This window comes from Trichocoleus sp. DQ-U1 (assembly GCF_039961925.1).
Lineage (GTDB): Bacteria > Cyanobacteriota > Cyanobacteriia > Cyanobacteriales > FACHB-T130 > FACHB-T130.
In genome coordinates this window covers 1-15,900 of the sequence record NZ_JAMPKB010000099.1, presented here as the reverse complement: position 1 = coordinate 15,900, position 15,900 = coordinate 1, and the positions used below count along the sequence as shown (strand labels likewise).

Annotated in this window: 14 protein-coding genes and 2 pseudogenes; 10 read left to right on the top strand and 6 right to left on the bottom strand. The window is 45.8% G+C overall.

Annotated elements, in window-relative coordinates; all coding sequences use genetic code 11:
* Positions 1–112: 112 nt before the first annotated feature.
* Positions 113–265: pseudogene (locus tag NDI34_RS25040) on the top strand (dihydrofolate reductase); the annotation flags it as partial.
* Between the two features lie 11 nt (positions 266–276).
* On the opposite strand, the gene NDI34_RS25035 reads toward NDI34_RS25040, so the two are convergent.
* Complete coding sequence (locus tag NDI34_RS25035; RefSeq protein ID WP_190535238.1) at positions 277–579, bottom strand: hypothetical protein; 303 nt, start codon at positions 577–579, stop codon at positions 277–279.
* 109 nt (positions 580–688) lie between these two features.
* Between NDI34_RS25035 and argJ the strand changes: the two genes are divergently transcribed.
* Positions 689–2,023, top strand: coding sequence for a bifunctional ornithine acetyltransferase/N-acetylglutamate synthase (gene argJ / locus NDI34_RS25030; protein ID WP_190675411.1), 1,335 nt, complete (start codon positions 689–691; stop codon positions 2,021–2,023).
* A gap of 241 nt (positions 2,024–2,264) precedes the next feature.
* Here the strand turns inward: argJ and NDI34_RS25025 are convergent, their stop codons facing one another.
* Entirely contained in the window at positions 2,265–2,954 is a 690-nt protein-coding gene (locus tag NDI34_RS25025) for a PEP-CTERM sorting domain-containing protein (protein WP_199300536.1), read from the bottom strand.
* 656 nt (positions 2,955–3,610) lie between these two features.
* Between NDI34_RS25025 and NDI34_RS25020 the strand changes: the two genes are divergently transcribed.
* Together NDI34_RS25020 and NDI34_RS25015 are read left to right on the top strand one after the other, a co-directional pair.
* On the top strand, positions 3,611–4,051 hold the full coding sequence (locus NDI34_RS25020; RefSeq protein ID WP_348234150.1) for a hypothetical protein: 441 nt from the start codon (positions 3,611–3,613) through the stop codon (positions 4,049–4,051).
* An 85-nt stretch (positions 4,052–4,136) separates the two neighbouring features.
* Complete coding sequence (locus NDI34_RS25015; protein WP_190535233.1) at positions 4,137–4,496, top strand: hypothetical protein; 360 nt, start codon at positions 4,137–4,139, stop codon at positions 4,494–4,496.
* 207 nt (positions 4,497–4,703) lie between these two features.
* Here NDI34_RS25015 and map read toward each other — a convergent pair whose 3' ends face one another.
* Both map and NDI34_RS25005 read right to left on the bottom strand, forming a co-directional pair.
* Positions 4,704–5,465, bottom strand: a complete 762-nt coding sequence (gene map, locus NDI34_RS25010) for a type I methionyl aminopeptidase (RefSeq protein ID WP_190535230.1) — start codon at positions 5,463–5,465, stop codon at positions 4,704–4,706.
* 148 nt (positions 5,466–5,613) lie between these two features.
* Positions 5,614–6,043: pseudogene (locus NDI34_RS25005) on the bottom strand (methyltransferase domain-containing protein).
* Between the two features lie 111 nt (positions 6,044–6,154).
* Here NDI34_RS25005 and hemH point away from each other — a divergent pair.
* Positions 6,155–7,318 (top strand): ferrochelatase, encoded by a 1,164-nt coding sequence (hemH, locus tag NDI34_RS25000; RefSeq protein WP_190535339.1) that lies wholly within the window; start codon positions 6,155–6,157, stop codon positions 7,316–7,318.
* Positions 7,319–7,401: 83 nt separating this feature from the next.
* Here hemH and NDI34_RS24995 read toward each other — a convergent pair whose 3' ends face one another.
* Positions 7,402–7,980, bottom strand: a complete 579-nt coding sequence (locus NDI34_RS24995) for a DUF4126 domain-containing protein (protein WP_190535228.1) — start codon at positions 7,978–7,980, stop codon at positions 7,402–7,404.
* Between the two features lie 661 nt (positions 7,981–8,641).
* Here NDI34_RS24995 and NDI34_RS24990 point away from each other — a divergent pair.
* From NDI34_RS24990 to NDI34_RS24980, 3 genes are all read left to right on the top strand, one after another.
* Positions 8,642–9,940 (top strand): Glu/Leu/Phe/Val dehydrogenase, encoded by a 1,299-nt coding sequence (locus NDI34_RS24990; protein ID WP_190535225.1) that lies wholly within the window; start codon positions 8,642–8,644, stop codon positions 9,938–9,940.
* A 272-nt stretch (positions 9,941–10,212) separates the two neighbouring features.
* A complete protein-coding gene (locus tag NDI34_RS24985; RefSeq protein WP_348234149.1) occupies positions 10,213–11,220 on the top strand; it encodes an ATP-binding cassette domain-containing protein in 1,008 nt (335 codons plus the stop codon).
* The gene (locus NDI34_RS24980; protein WP_348234148.1) at positions 11,217–12,008 is read left to right on the top strand and encodes an ABC-2 family transporter protein; all 792 of its coding nucleotides are present in this window, start codon (positions 11,217–11,219) and stop codon (positions 12,006–12,008) included. Before NDI34_RS24985 ends, NDI34_RS24980 begins: the two co-directional genes overlap by 4 nt.
* Positions 12,009–12,085: 77 nt before the next feature.
* On the opposite strand, the gene NDI34_RS24975 is transcribed toward NDI34_RS24980, so the two are convergent.
* Positions 12,086–14,848 carry a helicase-related protein gene (locus NDI34_RS24975; protein ID WP_348234147.1) on the bottom strand — a complete coding sequence of 921 codons (2,763 nt, stop codon included), beginning with the start codon at positions 14,846–14,848 and terminating at the stop codon, positions 12,086–12,088.
* 237 nt (positions 14,849–15,085) lie between these two features.
* Here NDI34_RS24975 and NDI34_RS24970 point away from each other — a divergent pair, with 237 nt between their 5' ends.
* Both NDI34_RS24970 and NDI34_RS24965 read left to right on the top strand, forming a co-directional pair.
* Entirely contained in the window at positions 15,086–15,322 is a 237-nt protein-coding gene (locus NDI34_RS24970; RefSeq protein ID WP_348234146.1) for a hypothetical protein, read from the top strand.
* On the top strand, positions 15,319–15,777 hold the full coding sequence (locus NDI34_RS24965; protein ID WP_348234145.1) for an HNH endonuclease signature motif containing protein: 459 nt from the start codon (positions 15,319–15,321) through the stop codon (positions 15,775–15,777). Before NDI34_RS24970 ends, NDI34_RS24965 begins: the two co-directional genes overlap by 4 nt.
* Positions 15,778–15,900: the final 123 nt, after the last annotated feature.

The following is a 15,900-nucleotide window of genomic DNA, read 5'->3' as shown; positions in this document are numbered from 1 at the left end:
TATGAACTTCGGCTCAGTCAAAGGTAAGATGAGTAAAACTTATGACTGGCAGCTAGCAATCGTCTAATTTTAGACCCCATATTACCCCAGCGACGACTTTTGCAAGAGGTCTATTGACGAGATCATCCTGAAGTTGAGTCCGGTACTATTCGGTTCGGGCATTCCACTTTTTTCTGGAGTCATCAAGCAAACCGCTTTAGAACACACCGACAGCAAAATCTATGCAAGTGGTGTCTTATTGCTTCATTATCGGGTGAAGAATTGAAGTATTGAGGCTTACAGATTAAAGGATATTAAGGTCAAGCGATCGCTTCTGAACTTCCGCTTGCTTGAGATAAGATGCTCGTCGCCTGATGGACGATTAGTTCTTACAAGCCTAAAAGACTCACCACCATTTTTAGCAATCCGATCCGCGAAAACCTGTGCCAGTCGCAAACTTCCGAAACTAGACAGCGCTGCTGGGGACGCGATCGCTTCTTCCCAATCGCTCGCGTAGAACGGGAGTGAACTGTAGAGAACATCCACAACGCGAACTGACTTTTTGGGCGCTAGGCTAACGCCTCGCTTTGCTGTTTTCATGCCCAAAGGGCGGTACGCGATCGCGTCCAATTTAATTTATGACTCAGTAACACTCACCGCAGCCCTGAGAATTGCTAAAATTTGCATCATTTATCTTTCAGGGGGAGTGATGACAAACTGGCAAATCATTAGTGGTGGAGTAACGGCTCCTAGAGGGTATCGGGCGGCTGGAATCGCCGCCGGACTAAAGCCTTCAGGCTTACCGGATTTAGCGCTAATTTATTCAGAGGTAGAAGCGATCGCAGCAGGCGTCTTCACCACCAGTCAAGTACGCGCCGCTTGTGTCGATTATTGCCGTCAGCACCTCTCTACCAAACACAGCGCCCACGCAATTCTCTGCAACGCTGGGCAAGCCAACGCCGCCACGGGTTCCCAAGGTTGGATCGACGCGATTGAAAGCGCTCAGATGTTGGCTCAAATACTGAATATTTCCTCTGACTCTATTTTGCTAGCATCTACGGGCGTTATTGGGCAACGAATTAAGATGGATGCCCTGCGAGATGGAATTCCTAAATTGGTCGCTGCTGCTTCTGAAACCGGCGGCGATGCAGCAGCCCAAGCGATCGTCACTACCGATTTAGTGACGAAATCGATTGCGTTAGAGACCACTTTTGGCGATCGCCCGGTGCGAATAGGCGGTATGGCAAAGGGATCTGGGATGATTCATCCCAACATGGCGACGATGCTAGCTTTTGTCACTTGCGATGCGGCGGTTGCTCCTTCTCTCTGGCAAAAAATGGTGAGTCGAGCCGCTGACCAAAGTTTTAACCAAATTACCGTAGATGGCGATACCAGTACCAACGATACGCTGATCGCCTTAGCAAATGGGGAATCTCGCACCCCAGCGATTACCGAGATGGGACCAGACGCCGAGAAATTAGAGGCGATGCTGACTGAAGTTTGCCAATATTTAGCGAAAGCGATCGCCCGTGATGGCGAAGGGGCTACCTGCTTAATTGAAGTGCAAGTTACCGGCGCATCTGATGAAAAAGCTGCCCGTCAGGTTGCCAAAACGGTTGTCGGTTCATCCTTAGTTAAGTCAGCCGTGTTTGGGCACGATCCAAACTGGGGAAGAATTGCAGCAGCGGCGGGTCGTTCCGGAGTGCTGTTCGATCAAGAACATCTCCGCATTCAGCTAGGGGACTTCTTATTGATGGAAAATGGTCAACCGTTGCCCTTCGATCGGGCGGCGGCGAGTGCTTATTTAAAACAAGCGGCGGCGGCGTCGGCAAAAGAGTTACTCAGCACTGATTCCAGCAATGACTTAATGCAAGTAGAGTCCGGTCAACCTGTTGCATTTGGTCGCCCCGCCTCACCTACCAACTTCAAAGATCAGACTGTTGCGATCGCGCTGAGCATCGGGAATGGTTCGGGTTCTGGTGTCGCCTGGGGCTGCGACTTGAGTTATGACTATGTGAAGATTAACGCTGAGTACACAACCTGACTTTTGAGGAATTTGACCGATCTGTTGTGGGTGCCATACTGCGGACTCTCGCAAAGGTTAATAGGATGAAAACTAAAACAACCAAAAATATCATCAAATTTCAATCCTATAAGTTTGCCTTTGAGTGCATGGAGGAGCGCATTGACTGGATAAGAGCGATCGTATACTAGGAAAACTTAAATTGAAAAGCTGCTGTATCTTGGATACAGCAGCAACTAAATTAAATTCGGTTTTTATTCACTTATGCTTTGACTGCAACTTTCTGCTGCTGTTTGCGCTTCAGGGAACCTGCACCCATAGCACCAAATGCTAACAGACCTAATACAGAAGCAGGTTCAGGAACAGGAGCTGTTTCAGTGTAAGCACCTTTTTTGCTAATCGTTAACTTTGAATCAAGCCCACTATCGAGCAAATTGAGAACCCCATACCCTACAGTGTAAATTCCATCTGCGGTGAAAGTATAAGTAGTATTGACTCCGTTGGCTTCACCATAATTACCTGATAGAGCAACATCACCTAGTTTCTGGATAACAGAACCGATGGAGAAAAAGGAAAAATCATTGTATGGCAGGTAGTCACCAGCGTTAAACTTCCAATCAAAACTAAATACATCTCCTGCTTTGGCTTTGATTGTTGTTTTCAGAGCAGAACCATTAGTAGCATTTTGACCTTGAACAGCGTCTAAACTACCTGCATTTAAGCCCAAGAATTGCTCTATCTCGGAATCAGATGTCCCAGAAGAATTTAAGATGGCCTCTCCATCGCTTGTTGTAACACTACCAATTGTCTGGGTGTTTGCAGGATTAAAGGTAAAACTTGCAGCATAGGAGGGAGTACTACTCAGCACAGCAGCTAAACTCGCTAAGCTAATTCCAGCATTTTTTAAAGTAGCAGCCATTGGTAACTTTTTCAGTAAATTTGCGTTAGTCATTAGTTTCCTGTCTCTACGGTGAACGTTAATGTCAGAGTTAGTTTGAGGTAAGCTTTCCTTTCAGAATCGCTCCACACTTCTCAGAAATCCAAGCGAATCTTTCCCATCTCTTCAAGTAATGCTTGAGAGGTTGGGTAAGAGCGATTGCAAGTATCAAATTATGTAGATGCTTTTAGCGATTAGCTTGCTTGTGAATTTTTTGAGCTTTAGTGCGCTCGCTTGTTGAATTAAGAATGACACACCTTTTCTGGCGTTCGCAAGCACCTACACTCGATCCTCATCAAAAAAATACATACTTTAGATAGATGCAATCACTGTATACACTGAATTTTTTAATCCCTAAAGCATACAGTACGAGGGCTTACCGCCTTAAAGGATACGTCTTTAGATAGAGGATAAGATAAAGTTCCTGTGAAGGTTAGGGCTAGCGCTGGCTATGTTTAAGAGACTGTTTGTAAATAGATAGGAAGCAGCGGTGCGCCAAGAGATAAGAATCCTGACTCGCGGCTCTGAAAGATTGCCTGAAAATCACGAAGGTATGATTTATGTAGTCCTGAGCCGATTGATGCTCCAGCGCTTGACGCAGAATCGCCGAACGGGGAAAGCGAAAACAACTTAATTAACATTTACTAGCACTTTCTGAAGAAAGTGTTTTCGTGGAATCAATTATGATTGCGGAAAGCATCATTTCAGATCGGCTTCTCAGTTACTTAGTTGTTAGACTGAAAGAAGCCGGAGAAACTCATCAGTTTACAAATAAAGAAACTTTCCTAGGAAGATTGATTCAGGAATGGAAAAGGCGGGATGAGAAAGTTCCGTATAAAACTAGGGAAGATTTGATTGATGCTGTGAGGCTCTGGAGCTACGACCGGAATGAATGCGCTCATGGTCTTGTGAAATCTCGACCGGGCGACCCGACTACATCGGTAGAAGAGTTTACCAAAAAAGCTTCTAACTGTGCAGTCAATGGGAAACAGCTAGCGCGTGATATCTGTAGCTGGACGCAAAGCAAAAAATCAAAAATTAGAAAGACGAAAGTCCAAGCGCCTGAATCAATCGATACACCCACACAGCCTGCTTGTTCTGATTTAATTTAGGGCGATCGCTTGGTGAAAGCGATCGCTGAGTGCCCCATGAAATTACCAACACACGCATTGTCCTCCCTAGGAGGATCGATAATGTATGTTCAGAAAAATGGAGTTGTTTTGCCTTGCCATCATGTTGGGAATCGCCTTGCTGCCCAAACAAACACTGGCGCAAGAGTCATCTTACTTAGAATCGCGGATTTCTAGATTGGAATCCGAAACTTATCAATTGCGATCGCAAATAAATCAGCTACAGTCGCAGTTACAAGGACAGAACCAGTCCCCCTCTGGAAGAACCGGCTCAACGAAACCAGCGCCTCCTATCGCCCCTAGAGGCAATCGACCAGCCTCAGCAGACCCCATGTTTGACCGCCTAGCCACTCTGGTAATCGAACTCAAGCAGCGTATCAACAAACTAGAAGCACAAGTTGCTGAATTACAAAAACAACGCCGTTGAAACTCCCCACGGCTATAAGCCGGGGGATGCTTTCACCTCAGGGATTTCCATGAATTTATCCTCCCAAAGGTACTGCGGCGAAGAATTGGGTAGAAGCCAAACAATTTTAGATTTTTTAACCAAAACCTGGTGCATCTACGCTCCTGATAAATTCCCAGCAATTTCTCGATACCGACAAAGCAACCTTTGATTGGGGAACCCCTAATCTTAAGCTTGGGTAAGGATTTCGACGCCTGACTCAGTAACAGCCACCGTATGCTCAAACTGAGCGGAGAGCTTGCGATCGAGTGTGACAGCTGTCCACCCATCGTCGAGAAGCTCGACTTCCCAAGTTCCCTCATTAATCATCGGTTCAATCGTAAAAACCATGCCCGGTCTCAGACGCTTCCCGGTTCCGCGTCTACCATAATGGAGGATCTCTGGTGCAGTATGGAAAATGCGGTGAACACCGTGTCCCGCGAAGTTCCGCACCACAGAAAAACCTTCTCCTTCAGCGTACTGTTGAATCGCTGCCCCAATATCGCCAATCCGCGCCCCCGGCTTGACTTCAGCAATTCCTCTGTTTAGGCACTCCAGCGTCACCTCAACCAACTTTTTCGCGATGGGTGAGGGCTTCCCGACAAAAAACGTCTTAGAGGTATCGCCGTGGTAGCCATCCACCAGCGGCGTCACATCAATGTTAATGATGTCTCCTTCTTTGAGAACCTGTTTAGCGCTGGGGATGCCGTGACAGACCACTTCGTTGATACTGGTGCAAAGAGACTTGGGAAATCCCTTGTAGCCCAGCGGGGCGCTTTTCGCTTTGTGAGCCAAAGTCCAGCGTTCGGCTTCATCGTTGATTTCTAGGGTACTGACTCCTGGCTTGACCATCGGTTCTAGATGGTTGAGGAGTTCAGCCGCCAAGCGTCCAGCCTGACGCATTTTATCTAACTCTCGGCTTGATAATAGCTCAATTGTTTCGCTTTTCATCGTGATATATTTCCTTGATTTTCGGGTGCGAGTAGCTGCTTGTGAGGCAAGAGAAGGCGTCTCATTTGCAGCTAATTCGTGTATCTGGGAATGCAGAGTAGAGGCGCTGCTTCCCCCTGGCTCTGTTTCTGGTGCGTTCTGGAGTGGTTTATTTCTGGGCGTGAATCACCTGCAAACTTCCACCTGCATGGAGAGTCGGTTCTTCCACCAGATTAAACCCAATCTCCTGCAACAACCCAGCCAAATCCGTCTTTAACAGCTGCCAAACGGTTTCTGTTTCAAACAGCCACAAAAATAGGGAGCTTGGAGGCCAAAATAGCGGATTTGTGGGACGATGAAAATCGACCAAGGCAAAGATACCTCCCGGTTTTAGTACCCGGTAAACTTCTTGGAGAATTTGCCGCAATCGATCGGGTTCCATTTCATGCATAGCAGCACGTTTCTGAATCGATCGTTAACCCTTGCAAAGGTAGTTGACGAAATCTTGCTTCCCCGCCTACACTCACAGCAGCTAAACGAGCGATCGCATCATACAGCCATTGGTGTTGATAACTCCAAGTACTTAAAATAGTAGCCACTACTCTACCCGTAGTTAAAATCTGTATCTCTTATTGCAGACCCGAACCTTTAAAAGAATATTATTGTTAAAATCAGTAACGAAAATGAAAGATTTGGAAACTGTAACCGCTATGGGTCGTGTAGGAGTTTTGCTACTAAATCTGGGTGGGCCGGATGATTTAGAGGATGTTGGGCCTTTTCTGTTTAATCTGTTTTCCGACCCAGAGATTATTCGCATACCCTTTTCTGGGCTACAGAAACCCTTAGCGTGGCTGATTTCCACCTTAAGAACCAAAAAATCGCAAGAAAACTATCGGGAAATCGGGGGCGGCTCCCCACTGCGGCGGATTACAGAAGCCCAAGCAGAAGCGCTTCAGGCAAAATTGCAGCAACAAGGACAAGAAGCGAATATTTACATCGGGATGCGTTACTGGTATCCCTTTACAGAAGAAGCGATCGCTCGCATCAAACGCGACGCCATAGAACACCTGGTAATTCTGCCCCTCTATCCTCAATTTTCCATCAGCACCAGCGGTTCCAGCTTCCGCCTTTTAGAAAGACTGTGGCAGGAAGACCCAGCACTGAGCCGAATCGAATACACCGTCATTCCCTCCTGGTATCACCAACCCAGCTACCTACAAGCAATGGCTGAGTTGATTACCCAAGAACTGGACCAATTTCCCAATCCCGACCAAGTTCATCTCTTTTTTAGCGCCCACGGTGTTCCTGTCAGCTACGTTGAAGAAGCCGGAGATCCCTATCAAAGAGAAATTGAGGACTGCACCGCTCTAATTATGCAGACCCTCAATCGACCCAATTCCCACACCTTGGCTTATCAAAGTCGAGTCGGGCCAGTCGAGTGGCTTAAACCCTATACCGAAGACGCTCTAAAAGAACTGGGAGCCAAGGGAGTCGAAAATTTGTTGGTTGTACCGATTAGCTTTGTCTCCGAGCATATCGAAACCCTACAAGAAATTGACATTGAGTACCGCGAACTGGCAGAAGAATCTGGCATCCACGACTTCCGCCGCGTGCCAGCACTAGATACTCATCCCCGCTTTATTGAAGCAATGGCGACTTTGGTGGTTGATGCTCTCGACGCCCCCAGCTTGAAGCTATCCCAAGTCACGCAGCTCAAGAAGAAAGTCAAAATGTATCCCCAAGAGCGCTGGGAGTGGGGCATGACCACAGCAGCAGAAGTCTGGAACGGACGGCTGGCAATGCTTGGCTTTCTTGCCTTAGTAATCGAGTTAATTAGCGGTCGCGGCCCTCTACACTTTGTCGGACTAATGTAAAAACTAAAAATAAAACAAAAAAGTAAAAAAGCCAAACTAAAAACAAACAATCCTTTCTTTTGCCTTTTTACTTTTGCTTTCCTTTAGTCGGGTTGCTGATAGTGTCCCCTAGAGCGTTTTTGTCCTCGATACCAGCGATACCATTCCTTGGAGCTGCGAATAGCTAGCCACAACAAGAGTAAGGCGATGAGTCCTCCATGTTTGGGCGCATCGAAAGCGAAGACGACCAAGACAACGCACAGAACATCTTGCAAAAAGACGACCCACAGCGGTAAACGCCGCAAGCGGTAGAACCAGCCGACCTGAACTAGCTGGAGGACGAACGCTAATAAGCTGCCCACCACAGCAACTATCCAGAGAAGGCCAGTGGTAGCGCCAGCAATTTGGGCAACGGCAACGCCCATAATCGCTCCGACAATTGGGCTGAAAAGTAGCTGGATCAGTTGCAGTACGCGCTGACCCAACAGCTTTTTCGAGGCGAACAGCTCAAATAACGACCAGCTGGTTAGCACTCCTAAAACGACAGGAGGAGGAAAGCGCGACAATAGGGGCACGCTTGACCAGAGATTGGTACTATGCAATAGACCAATTACCAGCAAGGGAAGAGCTACTCTCATTCCTGCCGCCGCAGATGCAGAGAGTGCGGCTAAGATTTCAATCATAAGAATTCAGCCGACACAAGAACTGATTGCTTGACATCAGGGCAGACGAGAATTATTTCCTCTGTTTACAGTTTCACACTGCTTTAGAGAGCTTGCCACTAATTTCCAAGATATTTCATAAACAGCGATCGCGCTGATGGGTCATCCCCCCTCATCCGCTGTCCCAAACTCCACTTAAACCGGAATTGTGTCGCTTATTCTTAAAATGTTACATATAATACAGTTTTTTTTGTGTTTTAATGTTGGTAGGGAAAGTTAAGCGTCTTCCAAGAAAGAAAATTAATTGCAATACGTGCGACGCGCACACTTATTAAGTCGGTAACAATAAACCAAAAATCCTCACTTTGCTGAGAAACTCGACAATGAGCAACTCGCAAAGTTACCGATTGAAAAATAGGTTTAGAGAGGGTTCGGTTTTTGCCTACTTAATTAAGAACCCTAGCCAAAGCAATCGTTTTCTATTGCGAGAATCTACTGAAACAGGTGGTGTAATTAAACATTACTTGTAGGGTTTGTAATGGGTAATTGGTTATGCTGCATACCAGTTAACTTTTTCACTTCCAATCCTCAAGAATTAGCTTAATTTGCACCATTCTGCTTTTCTTAAAGTGAAATTTGTATTTGCATACCAGCTTGATCGTGCAACAGGAGGAATCGTGGGATGTCAGACTCATTATTTGCTGATGCTAGCCAAAGATTAGAACAAGCCCTAAAATTTGTTTCTATTTCCGACGATGCAGCCGAACACTTAAAATATCCAAAAGCCAGTTTAGCCGTTTCAATTCCTGTCCGGATGGATAACGGCACTTTGAGGATTTTTCAGGGCTATCGTGTCCGTTACGATGATACCAGAGGGCCGACTAAAGGAGGGGTACGCTATCACCCCAATGTTTCAATGGATGAAGTGCAATCCTTAGCCTTTTGGATGACTTTTAAGTGTGCGGTATTAAATTTACCGTTTGGCGGAGCGAAAGGGGGAATTACGCTGAATCCGAAAGAACTCTCGAAGATGGAGTTAGAACGGTTGAGTCGGGGTTATGTGGATGCGATCGCAGACTTTATTGGCCCTGACGTGGATATTCCAGCACCCGACGTATACACCAATCCCATGATTATGGGTTGGATGATGGATCAATACAGTATCATCCGCCGTCAAATTACTCCAGCCGTTGTCACCGGCAAACCGTTAACAATGGGGGGTAGTTTAGGCAGAGATACTGCTACCGCTATGGGTGCTTTCTTTGTGATTGAAAGTATCATGAGCAAAGTCGATCGACTCCCTCAAGAGACAACCGTAGCCGTTCAAGGATTTGGGAATGCTGGTGCAGAGATAGCAGAATTACTCTACAAAGCCGGATATAAAGTTGTTGCGGTTAGCGATTCCCAAGGTGGTGTCTATTCCAAAAAAGGTTTAGATATTCCCAGTATTCGGCAATATAAAGTCTCCAGCAAAGGTATTAAAGCCCTCTACTGCCAAGACACCGTTTGCCACATGGATGAACACGAAGTCATCAGCAACGAGGAACTTTTAGCTTTAGATGTGGATGTCTTGATTCCCGCCGCCTTAGAAAATCAAATTAATGAGGCGAATGTCAAAGATATCAAAGCAAGATATATTTTTGAAGTCGCCAACGGTCCAGTTAGTTCGGCGGCTGACAGAATTTTGGAAGAACGAGGAATTTACGTCTTTCCCGATATTTTAGTTAATGCGGGCGGTGTTACAGTCAGCTACTTTGAATGGGTACAAAATCGCAGCGGACTTTATTGGACGCTCAAAGAAGTCAATCAACGCTTAATGGAAAAAATGGTCGAAGAAACTGAGAAAATTTGGTCGATATCTCAGGAACTAGCGATTTCGATGCGAACAGCAGCTTACGTCCATGCTTTAAATCGGTTGGGAGAAGCTATCAACGCCAAGGGTACGCGAGACTATTATCTCAACGGTCGAGTTTATGCATAGTCCGTAAGTTAACGAGAGGCGGCGCTATCTAGGGCAGGGGATACCTCTGCCCTATTTCGTTGATATCATCCATCTGAAACCCCCAACCATCGGCAAACTGCCCATTGCTGTTTATGGCGTAGATAGACAAAAACGTAAATACCTTGAGATTGGAAAAGCTCGATCTGGAATCGAGAGTAATCTAGGATACCTGTTTAAGTCTTGCCATTGGATAGGGACATCCAGCCGCTTTTTAGAGTATCAAGTTAGATTTATAGAAAAAGCTAATTGCAATGCCTATTGTCTCGGCTGAGAAACTGAGCAAAGTCTACCCAGTGGCGGTTAAAGAACCCGGACTTAAGGGGACATTACAGCACTTTCTGCGCCGCACCTACCGCGAGGTAAAGGCGGTTCAAGATGTCTCCTTCGAGATTGAACCGGGGGAAGTCGTGGGGTTTTTAGGTGCCAATGGCGCGGGAAAAACGACGACTCTGAAGATGCTCACGGGGTTAATCCATCCCTCCGCAGGGAATGTAAGAGTGGCGGGACAGGTTCCTTTCCAGCGTCAGGCGTCCTTTTTAAAACAAATTACGCTAGTGATGGGGCAAAAGCAGCAGTTGCTCTGGGACTTGCCAGCGATGGACTCGCTGAGGATAAACGCCGCTGTTTATAACATCTCCGACAAAGAGTTTCGGCGGATGGTGGGGGAGCTGACTGAGATGCTTTCATTGCAAGGCAAGCTGAATCAGCCGGTGCGAAAGCTTTCTTTGGGGGAACGGATGAAGGCTGAGTTGTTAGCCGCCCTCCTCCACCAGCCCAAGGTACTATTTTTGGATGAGCCAACGCTGGGGCTGGATATCAATGCTCAGGTGGGGGTGCGGGAATTTTTGCGAGAGTACAATCAGCTCTATGGAGCGACGATTCTCTTAACCAGCCACTACATGGCAGACATTACTGCCTTGTGTCAGCGGGTGCTACTGATTCATCAAGGTCAGCTAATTTATGATGGCAGTTTGGATGGACTCCTAGATCGCTTTGCCCCCTACCGCGAGGTAAAAGTAGAGTTGACGCATCCGCTACCCAAAGATGATCTTGAAAGGGGAAGTTTGGCATCTTTAAAGTCTTATGGCGAAATCAAAGCAGTAGAAGGTCAAGTGGTGCGGTTGCTGGTGCGGCGGGAGGCGCTGACGCGCACAGTTGCTAAAATTTTGGCGGAAATGGATGTATTGGATTTGGCGGTGACTGACCCGCCGATTGAAGAAGTAATCGGTCAGGTGTTTCGGGCGGGAGTCGTTGTATGAGTTCAGCAATTAGAATCGCGAAAGCTTTATTGCTAGCTTATTACGCTCATATGCTGGAGTATCGGGCAGAACTATTTTTGTGGGCGCTATCAGGTTCTGTGCCCTTCATCTTGATGGGGATTTGGATGGAGGCAGCAGCGCAAGGCGGGCAATTTGGACTCTCGCCAGTAGATTTTGCCCGTTATTTCATTGCAGCCTTTCTGGTTAGGCAGCTTACGGTTGTTTGGGTGATTTGGGATTTTGAGAAGCAGGTGGTACAAGGGACGTTGTCTTCTCGACTGCTGCAACCCTTAGACCCGGTGTGGCATCATGTCGCTTCTCATCTTTCCGAACGCCTTGCCCGTTTACCGTTCATTGCGGGGTTGATAATCTTGTTTTTCACTCTCTACCCGAAGGCTCTTTGGTTGCCGAGTGTGGGGACAATTTTATTATTTTTCGGGGTGTTAGCGATCGCCTTCACGCTCCGCTTTCTCATCCAATACACGTTTGCTCTGTTCGCTTTTTGGACGGAACGCGCTAGCGCCATCGAGCAATTCTGGTTTTTGCTGTATCTGTTTCTTTCTGGCGTTGTGGCACCCCTAGAAGTTTTTCCGCCAGCGGTGCGTGAGGTGGTGCTGTGGACGCCATTTCCCTATCTGGTGCATTTCCCGGCGGCCTTGTTGGTAGGGTTGCCAGTGGATTTAGGGCGGGGTTTGTTGGCAATGTTCGGTTGGTGTTTGCTGTTTTTTGTCTGGAATCGTTGGATGTGGCGGCGGGGATTGAAACAATATTCGGGGATGGGGGCGTAGGAAGAAAGAGGGGAAGAGTGCGATCGCGTTTCTAGATGGGGTGAGGATGCGATCTCGTCTTTGCTTTAGTAATTCGTTTATTGAGCATTAAACCAATTGTTGACAGTATCCCCCTCATTCTCTGGTTTCAGGTACAGGGCGCATTCTCGGACAACATCTTCAGGTTTAATACCCTCTTGGTCACACCAAGCTTGAATGCAAGCATCACTCAATTCTTCAGCTTGGTCGTAATCAACCAAAGCCGTTTCAGTATCTTCAGTGCAGGCAATTAGATCGAGGAGCTTAACAACAGTTGGCTCACGCAATTGTTTAGTTTTAGGGTTATAAACAAGCCCATGATACTTACCATTATGATTCAGCAGAACGTAAATTGAGGGGCTATGCTCTGAGTAAACTTTGGCACTAATAATATCACTAAGGATAGTTTTGGCATAATCACGATTATCCTGTAGTTTAGCTGTGTGCTGGAAATACGGAGAAATATCCATATCGGCTATAGCTTCCAGGTCTAATTGCCCCGATCTTATAGTTACTTCTGATGCCACATCTGACATATTAATTTTTTGTGTAATCCTGGCAGTTAAGACAGACAAATCAGTCAACTTTCTAGACTCCTCATGACGTGCCATAAGATTTTCCCAGCGACGTCTGATGCCTACCAGATCATATTTAAGATTTGTCTTATCCGTCAAAGTAGGAATAAAAGTATATACTTCAACTGTTCGGGGAGAATGCCAAAAACGCAGTATGCGACCAGCACGCTGGACTGGACTAATGGGCGTCCAATCAATATCATAATTAATGACTATAGACGCATCCTGCATATTGACACCGACCCCATGAGCATCTGTTGAAATAAAAACATCATAATTTTCCTCATACTTGCCTTCAGCATCGTTAGCTACTGGTGCAAACTGTTTAATAAGTTTCTCTATTTCTTTAGTTTCCTTCATCTCGTATTTATGTATAGACTCTCCCTGCTCTATCGTAGTGGCTACACGCAGGGAAGGTATTAACTTAGCTAAAGCTTGTAACAAGTAAATAATAGTTGCCCGCCGTTCGCAAAATATAATAGCCTTTTCTGACCTCTGCTGAAGCTCTTGAAGAATGAGACAAAGTGATTTTAGTTTAGTGTCACTCTCAAAATTGTACTCATGCAGTTTTTCAATTATAGGTAATATAATTTTTTGTCTTTCCTGGCGTGTAACTGCAAACTCTAGTTTTCCAAGTTTATACTCATTTTTTCCTCTTGGAGTATCAATAACATTCTCAAGCACTCCGCGAATAGCTAAAGGTGAACTTGACCACGCTATTTTGACCAATCTTCTTATGAGTTCTCTAAACATTGGCTTAGGTGATTTTAGATCAAAGTAGCCATCAACAATAGCTGTGGTGAGTTCTGTTTCTAGTAGAAGAGGGAAAGTAACACTGTGTAATGTTACCCTTGGAATGTATTTCTTATCTTCCCCAAAGGTGATGTAAGTCTCTTGTCCATCCGGTTGACCGTAATATTTGGCTACGTGAGGCGTAGTTAGTTGGGAAGCTACTGGTAAGTGAATAAATTCATCAGTCTCATTGATGTGCCATGAACGTGCATCATCTACATATTCGTCCAACAAAACACGGCTTTCAGCAGTATGGGGCAATAAAAATAACTGGTTATTTATGTTGTCAATATCTCTTGCATAAGGTGAGCCAGTCAGAAGTAATACCTTGAGGTTGTTTTCTTTAAAAAGCGTTCTCAGCCTAACAAATGCCCTAGCTTCTGCTGGCTGCTTTTTCATATTGAATAAATCTTGCTTGTGGCGGTTTCTAAAAGTATGGCTTTCGTCTATAATTAGCAGCCAACGCTGTTGGTGAATATTCTCTGCAATTTCTTCAAAGAATTCAAGGCTACCATCTTGAGCGGAACTTTCTTTGTCCAAAGCCTGACGAATAAAATATTCGCAAGGTAGAGCAGCATCACGCATTTCGCGCTTCCAAATGTTGCGAACTGGCTTTGGACCAATAACCATAACATTATCAATCTCGTCTTCTTCACGCAGGTGTAATGCCACATGAACTGCGACCACAGTCTTGCCTAGCCCGGTAGAGGCTACGAGCATCGAACCTCCAAAATCGCGGATTTGACGCAGTGTTTGAGCAATCATGTCTATCTGGTAACTAACAGGTCGTTTTTTATAGTTGCTCTTGACAGATTGAAGGTCTTCCAGAGCCAGCATAGTTTTTAGATAAACATCCCAAGGACGCACAAAATTGAGCCAGAGCCGGAGGGCTTCTAGTAGTTCCTGAGTGATGTCTTTTGCTTGTGCAAAGTAATTATCAAAGTCATTCGCAAGTGCGACAACTTCACAACGTTTAGTGATAACATTGCCAGACTCAATTTGCTCCATCAAACCACGTCCAGTTAGGTTGGACGAAGCCATAATAGCTACCTTACAGTCAACTATGTAGAGCTTGGCATGATGGTCTGTAGCCCTAGCATCTACAAGGCGTAAACGACCGGACTCCATTTTTTTTACTAAATCAAGCACGGTCTGTCGTCGATCTCTGTCCAAGCCAGTACGCAGATCGCGCATGATTTCATCGATCAGAGCTTTTCTTGCTCGATCCTCGCCGGGGTCGTCAATACCAACCAGGAGGTAAACACGCTTACCAGTTGTGTATCTTCGGATCAGTCCCCAACCCCTTATAGTGAAAAAACCGGAGGCGATCCGAATCTCTTTTTTGCCATCTTGAAAGTAACGGCTTATGTACTCCCAGGCTTTCTTTCTATCAAACCAACTTTCCCGCGAACTACTTACTGAGTCGCCTATGTCATCTCCTGTCGGTTTATTCATTAGAGTATTCCACTGCTGTATTCAATCCGGTAGTAAGCAACTTTTGCATGGTTTTCTGTAGCAATTTTGTCAAATTTTACCTCTAACCCTTTCTATAGAAGCAATAAAACTTGCGTCTACTTGGGCATTTTGGAGTACAGCGATCGCATCCCTAACTATTCATCGCTCATAGATATGAAGTGTGAAGGCGCGATCGCTATAATAGTACAACCGAACTAAAGCTACTATAAAAATGTTATGACCCCAGTAGTAATTAGACCCTCTTCTTGGCTAACGACTGGCATCCGAGTTGAAAAAGTAAAGAATATGAATCTTTTCAAGTTCACAGAAGAACTCCAGTCCCGGATGGAAGAACTTTTGGATAAAAAAAAGGCTGATTTGCTCACGCCAGAAGAAGCTGCTGAACTGGAGGGTATAGGAGAATTAGACATGATTTTTACCTACATCAACGCCCAAATTTCTGCTCAACCGTGACGATTTCAAACAAGCTCCAACAGTTGGTACGGCAACGAGCAAAATATTTGTGCGAGTATTGCCATTCTCCTGAATTTTTGAGTACATCTCTACTCACCATAGAGCATTTGTTGCCGCAGTCTTTGGGAGGGTCTGATGAGATTGAAAATTTAGCTTTAGCTTGCCGTCGCTGTAATGAGCGTCGTTATAATTTTGTAGTTGGAATTGACCCGGCGACTCAAGAAGAAATCTCCTTATTTAATCCTCGTCAGCAACAGTGGATAGAGCATTTTATCTGGACAGCAGACGGTATCAAGATTTTAGGGATGACCCCTACAGGTAGAGCTACTTGTAATCGTCTTGACTTTAATGATGAGTTTCATAATGATGGTTTTATTCAAAAATCTCGTCGGTTTTGGGTGCAAGGCGGCTGGCATCCTCCCAGCGACGATCCGCGTCAGGAGAGTGAGGTTTAAAGGCGCGCTCGCTCTCGCAGTCTTGCTAGGGCGTGTCATCAATTAGATAAGCTAGAGCAAGAGAGAGAAGAAAAGGCTGAGCAATGACACGACGGTATGCCCTGCGCGATGACCAATGGGAGC